The sequence below is a fragment of the Microbacterium sediminicola genome (assembly GCF_039531125.1).
Classification (GTDB): Bacteria; Actinomycetota; Actinomycetes; order Actinomycetales; family Microbacteriaceae; genus Microbacterium; species Microbacterium sediminicola.
In genome coordinates this window covers 691564-703986 of the sequence record NZ_BAAAPL010000001.1, presented here as the reverse complement: position 1 = coordinate 703986, position 12423 = coordinate 691564, and the positions used below count along the sequence as shown (strand labels likewise).

Annotated in this window: 13 protein-coding genes and 2 tRNA genes; 3 read left to right on the top strand and 12 right to left on the bottom strand. The window is 67.3% G+C overall.

The features are described from left to right. A complete protein-coding gene (locus tag ABD206_RS03240) occupies window positions 1-243 on the top strand; it encodes a hypothetical protein (RefSeq protein ID WP_344069176.1) in 243 nt (80 codons plus the stop codon). A gap of 1 nt (window position 244) precedes the next feature. On the opposite strand, the gene ABD206_RS03235 is transcribed toward ABD206_RS03240, so the two are convergent. From ABD206_RS03235 to ABD206_RS03225, 3 genes are read right to left on the bottom strand one after another with little or no spacing between them, the layout of a single operon-like run. Then, complete coding sequence (locus tag ABD206_RS03235) at window positions 245-391, bottom strand: hypothetical protein (RefSeq protein ID WP_344069173.1); 147 nt, start codon at window positions 389-391, stop codon at window positions 245-247. Between the two features lie 6 nt (window positions 392-397). Beyond that, window positions 398-607: a hypothetical protein gene (locus ABD206_RS03230; RefSeq protein WP_344069170.1), complete on the bottom strand. Its 210-nt coding sequence runs from the start codon at window positions 605-607 to the stop codon at window positions 398-400. After that, window positions 604-1218, bottom strand: a complete 615-nt coding sequence (locus tag ABD206_RS03225) for a helix-turn-helix domain-containing protein (RefSeq protein WP_344069168.1) — start codon at window positions 1216-1218, stop codon at window positions 604-606. Before ABD206_RS03225 ends, ABD206_RS03230 begins: the two co-directional genes overlap by 4 nt. A gap of 79 nt (window positions 1219-1297) precedes the next feature. Here ABD206_RS03225 and ABD206_RS03220 point away from each other — a divergent pair, with 79 nt between their 5' ends. Continuing rightward, entirely contained in the window at window positions 1298-3358 is a 2061-nt protein-coding gene (locus ABD206_RS03220; RefSeq protein WP_344069165.1) for a M3 family metallopeptidase, read from the top strand. On the opposite strand, the gene ABD206_RS03215 is transcribed toward ABD206_RS03220, so the two are convergent. From ABD206_RS03215 to ABD206_RS03190, 6 genes are all read right to left on the bottom strand, one after another. Further along, window positions 3359-3916: a dihydrofolate reductase family protein gene (locus ABD206_RS03215; protein WP_344069162.1), complete on the bottom strand. Its 558-nt coding sequence runs from the start codon at window positions 3914-3916 to the stop codon at window positions 3359-3361. 39 nt (window positions 3917-3955) lie between these two features. Next, window positions 3956-5224, bottom strand: a complete 1269-nt coding sequence (gene clpX, locus ABD206_RS03210) for an ATP-dependent Clp protease ATP-binding subunit ClpX (RefSeq protein ID WP_344069159.1) — start codon at window positions 5222-5224, stop codon at window positions 3956-3958. A 143-nt stretch (window positions 5225-5367) separates the two neighbouring features. After that, on the bottom strand, window positions 5368-6042 hold the full coding sequence (locus ABD206_RS03205; RefSeq protein WP_344069156.1) for an ATP-dependent Clp protease proteolytic subunit: 675 nt from the start codon (window positions 6040-6042) through the stop codon (window positions 5368-5370). A gap of 26 nt (window positions 6043-6068) precedes the next feature. Next, window positions 6069-6791 (bottom strand): ATP-dependent Clp protease proteolytic subunit, encoded by a 723-nt coding sequence (locus ABD206_RS03200; RefSeq protein WP_344071400.1) that lies wholly within the window; start codon window positions 6789-6791, stop codon window positions 6069-6071. Window positions 6792-6800: 9 nt separating this feature from the next. Beyond that, on the bottom strand, window positions 6801-8222 hold the full coding sequence (tig, locus tag ABD206_RS03195; protein ID WP_344069153.1) for a trigger factor: 1422 nt from the start codon (window positions 8220-8222) through the stop codon (window positions 6801-6803). Between the two features lie 68 nt (window positions 8223-8290). Then, window positions 8291-8364, bottom strand: a tRNA-Pro gene (locus tag ABD206_RS03190). 130 nt (window positions 8365-8494) lie between these two features. Here ABD206_RS03190 and ABD206_RS03185 point away from each other — a divergent pair. Continuing rightward, window positions 8495-8568: transfer RNA gene (locus ABD206_RS03185), tRNA-Gly, on the top strand. A 73-nt stretch (window positions 8569-8641) separates the two neighbouring features. On the opposite strand, the gene ABD206_RS03180 is transcribed toward ABD206_RS03185, so the two are convergent. The 3 genes from ABD206_RS03180 to ABD206_RS03170 form a co-directional block, all read right to left on the bottom strand. Then, window positions 8642-9559 carry a DUF368 domain-containing protein gene (locus tag ABD206_RS03180; RefSeq protein WP_344069151.1) on the bottom strand — a complete coding sequence of 306 codons (918 nt, stop codon included), beginning with the start codon at window positions 9557-9559 and terminating at the stop codon, window positions 8642-8644. Window positions 9560-9668: 109 nt separating this feature from the next. Continuing rightward, window positions 9669-10199: a gamma carbonic anhydrase family protein gene (locus ABD206_RS03175; protein ID WP_344069148.1), complete on the bottom strand. Its 531-nt coding sequence runs from the start codon at window positions 10197-10199 to the stop codon at window positions 9669-9671. A gap of 37 nt (window positions 10200-10236) precedes the next feature. Further along, window positions 10237-12378 (bottom strand): acyltransferase family protein, encoded by a 2142-nt coding sequence (locus ABD206_RS03170; RefSeq protein ID WP_344069145.1) that lies wholly within the window; start codon window positions 12376-12378, stop codon window positions 10237-10239. Window positions 12379-12423: the final 45 nt, after the last annotated feature.

Below are 12423 nucleotides of genomic sequence, written 5' to 3'. Positions count from 1 at the left end.
ATGCAGCTGGGCACGCGATGGACCTCGGGCGATGTCCCGCCCCGAGCCGTCCCGGCGGAACTCCACGCCGCGATCGCCTCGGTCGACGGCGCGCTCCCGGCCGACCCGCTCGGTCAGCCTCGTCCGCGCTGGACGCTCACCTGGCTCGAGGGTCGACCGATCGCCGAGCTCGACACCGGCGTACTCGTGACGATGGAGCACGACGGGACCGCTGCCGTTCGCACGATCGACGACGAGGACTGACTCAGCGCTCGTCGTCGATCGTGCCCGCCGCGACGCTGGTCGCAGCCAGCAGCAGACGCGCGCCCAACAGGGTGGCGATCGGACGCCGCAGCCGTCCACAGCTTGCCGAACGCACGACCGAGCGCGGGGCGCTCGGTCGTGGGAGCATCCGTCGTCATCGCGGCAGAATGCCGATCGTCCCCGCCGCGCGCGCGTCCTGACGGCGCTCGGCATACGAGACGATCGCCTCGTGGCAGGCATCCGCCTGGCGCGCCCTCATCTGAGCGAGCCGCAGCTCGAGGCGACGTTCGATGCGCTCAGCGATACGCAGCAGCAGGCGGTCGAGGGTGCTGAGGCGGCCCGCTTCGGCGGCGATCGCGCTCATGATGACTCCTCATGATCGGTCAGGGGGAACATGTCGGTGCGGATGGTGAAGGGACGAACGCCCTCACCCTCCTGGTCGCGGAAGCGATTCGCGGCATCGCTGATCACCTCGTCGAGCGCCTGCGCCACTTCCTCGAACTGGGCATCGGTCATCCGAACCGTCGCGCTGCTGAGCATCGCGCTCCAGTCGGCGGGATCCTGTCGACCGACCCGCGCAAGGAAGTCTTCGAGCTGGCGGTTGCGGCGACGGTAGAACTCGGCGAGCACGACCTGGCTGGCCGCGCGCCCCGCAGGTGTCTTCACGGCGTCAGGGCTCGCCATCGAAACCGCGCCCTGGGGCCGCTCCCACCACCGCTCCCGAGCCGTCCCGCGATCCGGGATCTCGCGAATGAGGGAGTGCTTGGCCAGCGCGCGCAGGTGGTAGCTGGTCACACCGGATGACTCCCCCAGCTGCTCTGCCAGAGAGCTGGCCGTCTGGGGCCCGAACTGGCTGAGGATGTCGTAGATCTGCACGCGCAGCGGGTGCGCGAGTGCGCGCAGCGCCCCGGCGTCCAGCTCGCGGGCGTCGCGGAGGTGCGCCGCCTTCTGAGCATCCTGCGATTCCTCGGTCATGCCCTCACGGTACCAATGCAAAGCCTTCTTTGCAAGGATTTCTTTGCAAATGAATCTCTGCGTTCGGTATCGTGAGGGAATGACACCTGCGGATGCCGCGAACCCCCTGCTCGCCCCCTCGCTTCTCCCCTACGGACTGCCCGACTACACAGCCATCCGCCCCGAGCACTACCTGCCGGCCTTCGAGGAGGCCTTCGCACGGCACCTCGACGAGATCCGTGCGATCACCGCGGACCCGGATCCGGCGACCTTCGCCAATACGATGGTGCCGCTCGAGGCGAGCGGTGCGCTTCTCCACGACATCGCGGCGACCTTCTACACGGTGTCGTCTGCCGACGCCACGCCCGCGATCCAGGAGATTGAGGAGACCCTCGCGCCGCTCATGGCCGCGCACACCGATGCGATCCAGCTCGACGCGGCGCTGTACCGGCGGATCCAGGACGTGCACGCGAAGCTCGACTCCCTCGATCTGTCCGCCGAGGATCGCTATCTCGTCGAGCGCCACTACCGCGAGATGACACAGGCAGGGGCCGGGTTGGATGCCACACAGAAGGAGCGCCTCACGGCACTCAACGGCCGCCTGTCGACGCTGACGACGACGTTCGAGAAGAACCTGCTGAACGACACGAACGACCTCGCCGTCGTCTTCGACGATGCGTCCGAGCTCGAGGGGCTGGGCGCGGGCGAGCTGTCCGCGGCCGCGCGGGCCGCCACCGAACGCGGCCTGGAAGGAAAGTGGCTGATCTCGCTCCCCCTGTTCACCGGCCACCCGCTGCTGGGTTCACTGCGCCGCCGCGATGCCCGCGCACGCATCATGGCCGCCTCCCGCGCACGCGGCAGCCGCGACAACGCGTACGACAATCGCCCCGTCCTCCTCGAGATCGTGCGTCTGCGCGCGGAGCGCGCGACCCTCCTCGGCTTCGCCTCCCACGCGGCCTACATCACCTCCGACGAGACGGCAGGGACCCCCGAGGCCGTTCAGGATCTGCTCTTCCGCCTCGCCGTTCCGGCCGCTCGGAACGCGCACCGCGAACGGGCGGCCCTGCAGCGGATGGCGGATGCCGAGCCGGCGCCCTTCGACATCGCGGCGCACGATTGGGCGTACTACACCGAGAGGGTGCGCGCGTCCGAGCACGACATCGACGCCGCGGCGCTGCGACCCTGGTTCGAGGCGGAGCGCGTTCTGCAGGACGGCGTCTTCCGCGCGGCGACGCTACTGTACGGCATCACCTTCGTCGAGCGGCCGGACATCCCCGGTTACCACGACGACGTGCGCGTCTTCGAAGTCTTCAACGAGGACGGCTCGGCACTCGGGCTGTACCTGCTCGATCTCTACACGCGCGATTCGAAGCGCGGCGGGGCGTGGATGAACTCGATCGTCTCGCAGTCGCGTCTGCGCGGGACTGCGCCGGTCGTGGTGAACAACCTCAATGTGTCGAAGCCGAGCGGGGACCTGCCGACGCTTCTCACGATGGATGAGGTGACGACGTTCTTCCACGAGTTCGGCCACGCGCTGCACGGACTGTTCGCCACCGTCACCTACCCCCATTTCGCCGGCACGAACGTCTTCCGCGACTTCGTCGAGTTCCCCTCCCAGGTCAACGAGATGTGGATGCTGTGGCCCGAGGTTCTGACCCGGTATGCACGTCATCTCGACACGGACGAGCCCCTGCCGGCGGAGGTCATCGACAAGCTGCACGCCTCCGAGGCCTTCAACCAGGGCTTCGCGACGAGCGAATATCTCGCCGCATCGTGGCTGGACCAGGCGTGGCACCGTCTCGGAGCGGACGAGGCCGCCGCGGACATCGATGTCACCGCGTTCGAGGCGGCTGCGCTCGCCGAGATCGGACTGGACGACCCCGCGGTCCCTACCCGATACTCGTCGACCTACTTCGCCCACGTCTTCTCGGGCGGCTACAGCGCGGGGTACTACTCCTACATCTGGAGCGAGGTGCTGGATGCCGACACGGTCGAGTGGTTCCGCGCGAACGGCGGGCTCACCCGGGCCAACGGCGACCGGTTCCGCGATCGACTCCTGGGGGTGGGCGGCTCCAAAGATCCGCTCGAGGCGTTCCGCGACTTCCGCGGTCAGGATGCCGACATCGAGCCGCTCCTCGCGCGCCGCGGCCTCACCGGCTGATCAGGCGGGCGTGACGGCGTAGCGGAGGCGTGCGAACGGGCCCACGGCCCGTGCTTCCAGCAGACGAAGCCGCGAGGATTCGATCCTACGAGGCATCATCGGCGCGCCGCCGTCGAGTGCGACCGGGGCGACCGTCAGGGCGATCTCGTCGAGCGCTCCGGCGTCGTCGAATTGACCTGCAAGGTCCCCACCGCCGACGATCCAGATGTCCTCATCACCGGCGGCGCTGCGCAGCTCCGGAAGCAGGTCCACGACGGGGCCGGAGACGAATGTCACCGACGCGCCGTCGGGCACCGGCAGCCGGCGACTCGTGAAGACGAACGTGCGACGATCACCGAAGTACTCCTGCCAGCGCTCGGGGTGCGCGAGCAGGTCAGACTCCCTCAACAACCATTCGTAGGTGGAGGACCCTTCGACGATCAGCGCGCGGGACGGCGGCTGGATGCTCGGGTCAGGGTCGTCCGCGCCGGGGACGTCGAACAGCCACTGCAGCGACTGACGCTGATCCGCGATCCAGCCGTTGAACGTGCAGGCGGTGTCGTAGACGATGTGGGGCATGTGGAGACGGTACCGCCGGCCTCCGACAGCGTCTGGGGATCAGGCGGTCTTGCGCGCCTGGCGCAGAACGAGCGTGGGGGCTGCGCCCTCGTCCACGGCTGCCCGGGTGACGACCACCTTGTCGACGTTCTCGGCCGACGGGATCTCGAACATGATCGGACCGAGCACGTCTTCGAGGATCGCGCGGAGCCCGCGCGCACCGGTCTTGCGGGTCACCGCCAGCTCGGCGATCGCCTTGAGCGCCTCGTCGTCGAATTCGAGGGAGACGCCGTCGATCTCGAACATCCGCTGGTACTGCTTGACCAGGGCGTTCTTGGGCGTCGTGAGGATCTCGATGAGGGCCTCGGAGTCCAGCGGCGACACCGAAGCGACGACCGGAAGACGACCGATGAACTCGGGGATCAGTCCGAACTTGTGGAGGTCTTCGGGCTGCACCTCGCTGAACAGGCTCAGATCGTCGCCCTTGTTGTGCAGCGGTGCACCGAAGCCCACGCCGTGCTTGCCGACGCGTGACGAGATGATGTCCTCGAGTCCCGCGAAAGCACCCGCGACGATGAACAGCACGTTCGTGGTGTCGATCTGGATGAACTCCTGGTGGGGATGCTTGCGACCGCCCTGCGGCGGCACGGAGGCCACCGTGCCCTCGAGGATCTTCAGGAGCGCCTGCTGCACGCCTTCGCCCGAGACGTCGCGGGTGATGGAGGGGTTCTCCGCCTTGCGCGCGATCTTGTCGACCTCGTCGATGTAGATGATGCCGGTCTCGGCGCGCTTGGTGTCGAAGTCAGCGGCCTGCAGCAGCTTCAGCAGGATGTTCTCGACATCCTCGCCGACATATCCGGCCTCGGTCAGCGCAGTCGCATCCGCGACCGCGAACGGGACGTTGAGGCGCTTGGCGAGCGTCTGCGCGAGATAGGTCTTGCCGCATCCGGTCGGGCCCAGCAGCAGGATGTTGCTCTTGGCGATCTCGACGTCCTCGGCGCGCTGCTCGGCGGGCTGGAGCGTGCCGTGGGCGCGGACGCGCTTGTAGTGGTTGTACACCGCGACCGACAGCGCCCTCTTGGCGTCCTCCTGGCCGACGACGTACTCCTCGAGGAACGCGAAGATCTCGCGCGGCTTGGGAAGGTCGAAGTCGGCGACTTCACCGTCGCCGGATTCAGCCATCCGCTCTTCGATGATCTCGTTGCACAGCTCGACGCACTCGTCGCAGATGTACACACCCGGACCCGCGATGAGCTGCTGCACCTGCTTCTGGCTCTTCCCGCAGAAAGAGCACTTGAACAGGTCGGCGCTCTCACCGATGCGTGCCATCAGGGTCCTCCTGGGTTGGGGTGGCCTCTGGTCGTGCAACGAGCCTAACCGAGCGCACCGACATCGTACGGGATTGGAACGAACTCACTGCGGAAACGGCGAACGCCCCGGCTCCGAAGAACCGGGGCGCCCGACCGGAGCTGTCACTTGCCTGCGATCGGACCGCGCTTGCGAGTGGTGAGGACCTGATCGACCAGACCGTAGGTGACGGCTTCCTCGGCCGACAGGATCTTGTCGCGGTCGATGTCCTTGTTGACCTCTTGCGGGGTCTTGTTCGAGTGCTTGGAGAGGGTCTCCTCGAGCCAAGTGCGCATCCGCAGGATCTCCTGCGCCTGAATCTCGATGTCGGAGGCCTGACCGTGGCCGGCCTCCCCCATCGCCGGCTGATGGATGAGGATGCGGGCGTTCGGCAGCGCCAGGCGCTTGCCGGGAGCACCCGCCGCCAGCAGCACGGAGGCCGCGGAGGCCGCCTGACCGAGCACGACGGTCTGGATCTGCGGCGACACGTACTGCATCGTGTCGTAGATCGCCGTCATCGCAGTGAAGGATCCACCGGGCGAGTTGATGTACATGATGATGTCGCGGTCGGGATCCTGCGACTCAAGGACGAGCAGCTGCGCCATGACGTCATCGGCCGAGGCATCGTCCACCTGCACGCCGAGGAAGATCACGCGGTCCTCGAACAGCTTGTTGTACGGGTCCTGGCGCTTGTAGCCGTAGGCCGTCCGCTCCTCGAACTGCGGAAGGATGTAGCGGCTGCCCGGCATCTGAAGGCCGGCGGGCGAGGACTGCGGGAGACCGGAGGTCGGGATGTTCATGCGGGTTCTCTCTCTTTCGCCTGCGGTCACTTCGTGTCCGTGCCGCCGCCGCCGGCGACGTCGGCCGCGTGCTCGCGGATGTGGTCGACGAATCCGTACTCGAGCGCCTCGTCGGCGGTGAACCAACGGTCGCGGTCGCCGTCCTCGTTGATCTGCTCGACCGTCTTGCCCGTCTGGGCCGCGGTGATCTCGGCGAGGCGGTTCTTCATCGAGGTGATCAGCGCTGCCTGCGTCTGGATGTCGCTGGCCGTGCCGCCGAAGCCGCCGTGCGGCTGGTGCAGCAGCACGCGGGCATTCGGGGTGATGTACCGCTTGCCCTTGGTGCCACTGGTGAGCAGAAGCTGACCCATGGATGCCGCCATGCCGATTCCGACCGTGACGATGTCATTGGGCACGAACTGCATCGTGTCGTAGATCGCCATGCCCGCGGTAATCGAACCGCCGGGCGAGTTGATGTAGAGGTAGATGTCCTTCTGCGAGTCTTCGGCAGCGAGGAGCAGGATCTTCGCGCAGATCTCGTTCGCGTTCTCGTCGCGCACCTCTGACCCGAGCCAGATGATGCGGTCCTTCAGCAGCCTGTCGAAGACGCTCGTCGCGACAAGTGGTTCAGCCATGTGTGCTCCCGTTTCGTTGCGTGCTTCGAATCTACCGGCGCGCTTCGCGCCCCCCGGTCGTGTTCGCCCTGGGCAGAGCGCGCAGACGACGGATGCCCCGACCCCACACGGGGTCGAGGCATCCGGAACGTGCAGCGGCGCGGATTACTCCGCGTCGGCGGCCTTCGGCTTGCGCGGGGCACGCTTCTTGGGAGCGGGCTTCTCCTCTGCGGCCTCTTCGGCTTCAGCCTCGGCGACGATCTCCTCGGCCTCCTCGACGACCTCTTCCTCAGCCTCAGCCTCGTCCTCGTCGGTGCCGAGGTAGATCGACAGGTCGACGGCGGCGCCGTTCGTGTCGACGATCGAAACCGTGCGGAGCGCGACGACGACGGCCTTGCTGCGCGCGACCTCGCCCACCATCGCCGGCAGCTGGTTGTTCTGCTGCAGCGCGTTGACGAAGTCCTGCGGCGCCATGCCGTACTGCGCGGCGGACTGCATCAGGTACTGGGTCAGCTCGTCCTGCGAGACCTGCACGTCGAGCGATTCGGCGAGGGTGTCCAGCAGCATCTGGGTGCGGAACTGCTTCTCGGATGCCTCGGTCACCTCGGCACGGTGCTCGTCATCCTCCAGACGCCCCTCGGACTCGAGGTGGTTGTTCACCTCATCCTCGACCAGACCCGCGGGAACGGGGATCTCGACCTGCTCGAGCAGCAGCTCGATGAACTTCTCACGCGCAGCGGCGCTCTGCTCGAAGCCGCCCTGCTCACCCGCACGGCTCTGCAGGCTCTCACGCAACTCGGCGATCGTGTCGAACTCGCTGGCGATCTGCGCGAAGTCGTCGTCAGCCTCGGGAAGCTCGCGCTCCTTGACGCTCTTGACCGATACGGCGACCTCGGCCTCTTCACCCGCGTGGTCACCGCCCACCAGCTTCGAGCGGAAGGTGGTGTCTTCACCGGCGGTGAGGGAGTCGATGGCCTCGTCGATGCCTTCGAGCAGCTCACCCGAGCCGACCTCGTAGGACACGCCCTCGGCGCGGTCGATTTCGTTGCCCTCGATGGTGGCGACCAGGTCGAGTTCGACGAAGTCCCCTGTCGCGGCGGGACGGTCGACGGTGATGAGCGTGCCGAAGCGGGCGCGAAGCTTGTCGAGCTCCGCGTCGACCGCGGCGTCATCGACCTCGAGCGCGTCGACCTCGAGGGTCAGACCGGCGAACTCGGGCAGCGTGATCTCGGGGCGGACGTCGACCTCGATCTCGACCTTGAGGTCACCCGAGAAATCCTTCTCGTTCGGCCACTCGACGATCTCCGCGCTCGGGCGGCCGAGCACGCGCACTTCCTGCGCCTGGACGGCCTCGCGGTAGAACCGGTCGAGCCCGTCGTTGACGGCGTGCTCGAGGACTGCGCCACGACCGATGCGCTGGTCGATGATCGGCGCCGGGACCTTCCCCTTGCGGAAGCCGGGGATCTGGACGTCCTTGGCGATGTGCTCGTATGCGTGGGCGATGCTCGGCTTGAGCTCGTCGGGGGTGATCGACAGAAGCAGCTTGACGCGGGTCTCGCTGAGCTTTTCGACAGTGCTGGTGACCATGCCTGTGTTGTTCTCCTCGTGAATCACCGCGTGCTCGCGCGGCGAAGGTCTGGGGTCGGGCCGTGATGTCGGGGCGACAGGATTTGAACCTGCGACTTCCCGCTCCCAAAGCGGGCGCTCTACCAAGCTGAGCTACGCCCCGGGCGGGTTGATACGCACGCGTGCGACAGACGGCCCACAGAAGTCTAGCCGACGCGGCCGCTCCGGTGCGGTTCGAGGCCACGCGGCAATCGCGTATAGACTGTCGGATGCTGCTTCGGCCTGGCCGATGCGGGGGTGTAGCTCAATGGTAGAGTCTCAGTCTTCCAAACTGATTGCGCGGGTTCGATTCCCGTCACCCCCTCCACAGCTCCGATGTGTCACCTCAGGTGGCGCAGCGGAGCTTTCGCGTTGGGTGCCGTGCGAAACGATCGCCGACCCTACTTCGGACCTTCGACGAGATCGTGCGGCTGCCGTGCCTGCAGCCGACGTTCGATGATCAGCAGCGCCACGACGATCGCGACGCCAAGCAGGAAAAGCCCGAGGATCGCGAGGATGTCGCCCTGCGGCGCGAGAACTCCGCCGTCCTCGGTCTGCCACGGCCACAGCGCACGAAGAGACCCGACCATGAGCCCCGTCATGACGGCGAGCGTCGCGTCACGTCGATGCTCGAGGAGCCACTGGAGTCCGGTGACGAACAATCCCAGTCCGACGATGGCGCCGAAGGCGAACGTGCCGAGGTAGACGAGGTCACGGTCGTTGACCGCGGCGATCGTCGGAGCGTACATCCCCATCGTCAGGAGCAAAAAGGATCCCGAGACGCCGGGAAGCACGAGCGCGCACACCGCAACGGCCGCCGCGACGAAGACCAGTGGAAGAGCGGGATCGGCATCCACGCTCCCCGGGATGCTCGTGAGCGCGAACGCAGACACCGCAGCGACGACGGCGAGCACGACGTGGCGCGGCCGCCAGTGGGAGACCATCCCCATCGGCACCGCGATGGATGCCGCGATCAGTCCGGCAAAGACCGCGCGCGTCTGGGTCGGGTAGTCCTCGATGACCGGCCCGAGGATCGCGGCACCGATCACGAGTGCCGCGCCCATTCCGATCGCGATCGGCAGCAGCAGCATCCATCGCACCTGCGCGAACTGCGCCCGCGCGCGGGCGAGGCCTCGCCCGCGTACCCCATCGATCACAACGCGGACCGCGCCGCGGACGAGATGTCCTGCCGAGGTGATCAGGCCCGTGTAGACCCCGACGATGAGGGCGATCGTGCCGCCGCTGACGCCGGGGATGATCTCGGCGGTGCCGATGAGCGCACCTCGGAGGAGGTCGAGAAGGAAGCGGGGCAGTCGCACGAAGGTCCTCTCGGGAGTCAGCGGCGCCGTGTCGCACCGCTGTACGGTCGGCGTCGGTCGATCGTAGCGGGACGTGGTCGGTTCGAAACCTGTGATCCCTGTGGACCGGCTATGTACGAGCTCCCCGGTGGGACGCGGTGTGGCGCAAGTAGGCCTGCGCGTTCCCCACCAGACCTGCTTTCTCGTCAGCGGTGAGTTCACGGCGCACGCGGGCGGGGACACCGGCCACGAGTGACCCCGGCGGGATGATCGTGCCCTCGAGCACGACCGCTCCCCCGGCCACGAGCGAACCTGTCCCAATCACGGCTCCCGACAGGACGACGCTCCCCATACCGATGAGACAGTCATCCTCGATCGTGCACCCGTGCACCACCGCGTTGTGCCCGACGGAGACACCGCGGCCGATCACGACGGGGTGGGCGGCGTCGACGTGCACCGACACGTTGTCCTGAATGTTCGAGCCCGCGCCGATCGTCACCGAGCCACTGTCGGCCCGAACGACGGCGTTGTACCAGATGCTCACCTCGGCATCGAGTGTCACATCACCGATGACCCGCGCACCGTGGGCCAGGAAGGCGGTCGGATCGACGCGGGGGGTCTTGCCCGGGATCGAGAGGACGGATGCCTGGTCGAAAGTCATGCTGCGAGCGTACGTCAGGCCCCTGTCGCGCCGGCGCTCACCCCGAGGATGCCTCACCCAGGGCTTCCCGAAGCGCTGCGGTGTAGTACGGGGCGAGCGTGTTCACGAACGTCACCGTCAGGTGATCCTGGTCCCGATAAAGATTGGCGCCGCCGACCACCGGGTAGCACCACTGGGCGTCGCAGTAGACGTCGGTGAAGTCCAGCAGCGTGACCTCGGCCATGGCATCCGCGGCATCGCGCAGCGGATCGTCCGTGACGAGGACGTCTGCACGGGCGCCTACGCACTCGGCGGCATCCCGCGTGCGCAGACACTTGTTCGGATCTGTCTCCCAGACCGGATTGTCGACGACCGTCACCACCGGGATCCCCCGTGTGGTGACCTCGCTCCATGCCTCCTCATAGCCCGCCACCGCCGCGTCATGGGTCGACCCGGAGCCGGATGATGCATAGGGCGTCGTCGCCAGCGCCGAGGTGAACACCACATCGGGGTCGAGTGCCTCCAGTTCCGCGGTCATCGCCGCGCGCCACGCGTCGCAGGATGCCCCGAAGGCTCCGCCGGTGGCCAGGGGTGTCGTGTTCCACGGGCAGGCGCCCTTGAAGAACGTGACCAATCGCCAGCCGTTGTCATCGGCCATCTGCTGGAAGGTCGACAGCAGCTGGAACGCATGACTGTCACCGACAAGCGCCACGACAGGAGCATCGGAATCAACCGAGCCGAACTCGCAGCTGACCGGACGCGCGTCGTTCAGCTGAACGAAGCACTCCTCGTCGGCGGGCCGATCGACCCCGGCGAACCCGGGCGCGGGAAGGATGACACCGGCGAAATCCGCATCCGCGCAGCCCTCATCGAGGACGAGCGCCGCTCCGAAGCACTCCGGCGGGTTCTCGCGCACCTGCTCGATCGCGGCCACACCGTCCGCATACGCCTTCGCGTTGATCGCCCAGGCAGTACCTGCTGTCCCCGCCACCACCAGCATCGCTGCCAGCGCCGCCCATAGCGTCACGCGCGCGGGTCGCTCGGTGAGCACCTTCCACCGGCGGGCGGGGTCCTCGACGAACCGCTTGGTCAGCCACGCGAGGACGAAGCACAGCGCGAGGAGCGCGACGCGATGGTAGATCGTGAGACCCCAGAACGGCACCCACGGGGCGATGATGATGAGCGGCCAGTGCCACAGGTACAACGAGTACGAGATGTCTCCCACGAACTGCGCCGGCCTCAGCGCGAGGACGCGAGTGGGATACCACCACCGCTCAGTGTTGGACGCTGCGATGATCGCCGCCGCACCCAGTGCGGGCAACAGGGCGGCGTAGCCGGGGAATGGCGTCTGCCCGTCGAAGCTGAATGCGGTGTACAACAGCGCGATGATCCCGGCCCAGCCCAGCGCGAAGCTCGCCCAGGCTGAGCGGATGCGCAGTGCGGGGATCAGCGCGATCATCGCGCCGAGGCCGAACTCCCACATGCGCGCGAACGTCACGAAGTACGCCGGGGCCGGATCGGTCGCGGTGAGGATGACCGAGTACGCGAAGGATGCCAGGGCGACGCCTGCGAGCGTCCACATGACGGCGAGGCGCACGCGTCCGCGCACCCACCGCGTCGCCACCCACGCGGCCGCCAGCATCAACAGTGGCCACAACACGTAGAACTGCTCCTCGAGCGAGAGCGACCAGTAGTGCTGGACGGAGGACGGGTCTCCCTGGTGGTTGAGGTAGTCCGCGGAGGTGAGCGCGAGATACCAGTTCTCGACGTAGAAGGTCGAGGCGATGATCTCGCGCACCTGGGACGCGACGGCCGATGTCGGAGTGAGATAAGGCGTCATCGCGACCAGCGCGCAGAACAGCAGCACGAGCAACGAGGCCGGCAGTAGCCGTCGCGCGCGCCGCGCCCAGAACTGGCCGAGGCGCACCGTCCCGGTCAGGACGAGCTCACGGGAAAGGTGTCCCGTGATGAGAAAGCCCGAGATGACGAAGAACACGTCCACGCCCACGTAGCCACCCGGAAGGCGCCCCGGCCAGAAGTGGTAGAGGACGACGAGCAGCACCGCGATGGCACGCAAACCTTGCACGTGCGGCAGAAAGCGAGAGGGTTCCGCATGCTCCGGTGAACGCTCCGACGGTTCGCGCAGGATCGGGCCCGAGGGTGTCGAGAGATCCTGGGGCTGCTCGGAGGGTGTCACCACAGCTCGACGGTAGTCGTCGCGACGGCAGATGCCGGCAGCGACCCG

Coding starts and splice junctions, on each gene's coding strand:
- ABD206_RS03220 (WP_344069165.1), top strand. CDS start 1,298: ATGACACCTGCGGATGCCGCGAACCCCCTGCTCGCCCCCTCGCTTCTC.
- clpX (WP_344069159.1), bottom strand. CDS start 5,224: ATGGCACGCATCGGTGAGAGCGCCGACCTGTTCAAGTGCTCTTTCTGC.
- tig (WP_344069153.1), bottom strand. CDS start 8,222: ATGGTCACCAGCACTGTCGAAAAGCTCAGCGAGACCCGCGTCAAGCTG.
- ABD206_RS03205 (WP_344069156.1), bottom strand. CDS start 6,042: ATGAACATCCCGACCTCCGGTCTCCCGCAGTCCTCGCCCGCCGGCCTT.
- ABD206_RS03235 (WP_344069173.1), bottom strand. CDS start 391: ATGCTCCCACGACCGAGCGCCCCGCGCTCGGTCGTGCGTTCGGCAAGC.
- ABD206_RS03230 (WP_344069170.1), bottom strand. CDS start 607: ATGAGCGCGATCGCCGCCGAAGCGGGCCGCCTCAGCACCCTCGACCGC.
- ABD206_RS03225 (WP_344069168.1), bottom strand. CDS start 1,218: ATGACCGAGGAATCGCAGGATGCTCAGAAGGCGGCGCACCTCCGCGAC.
- ABD206_RS03175 (WP_344069148.1), bottom strand. CDS start 10,199: ATGACTTTCGACCAGGCATCCGTCCTCTCGATCCCGGGCAAGACCCCC.
- ABD206_RS03215 (WP_344069162.1), bottom strand. CDS start 3,916: ATGCCCCACATCGTCTACGACACCGCCTGCACGTTCAACGGCTGGATC.
- ABD206_RS03240 (WP_344069176.1), top strand. CDS start 1: ATGCAGCTGGGCACGCGATGGACCTCGGGCGATGTCCCGCCCCGAGCC.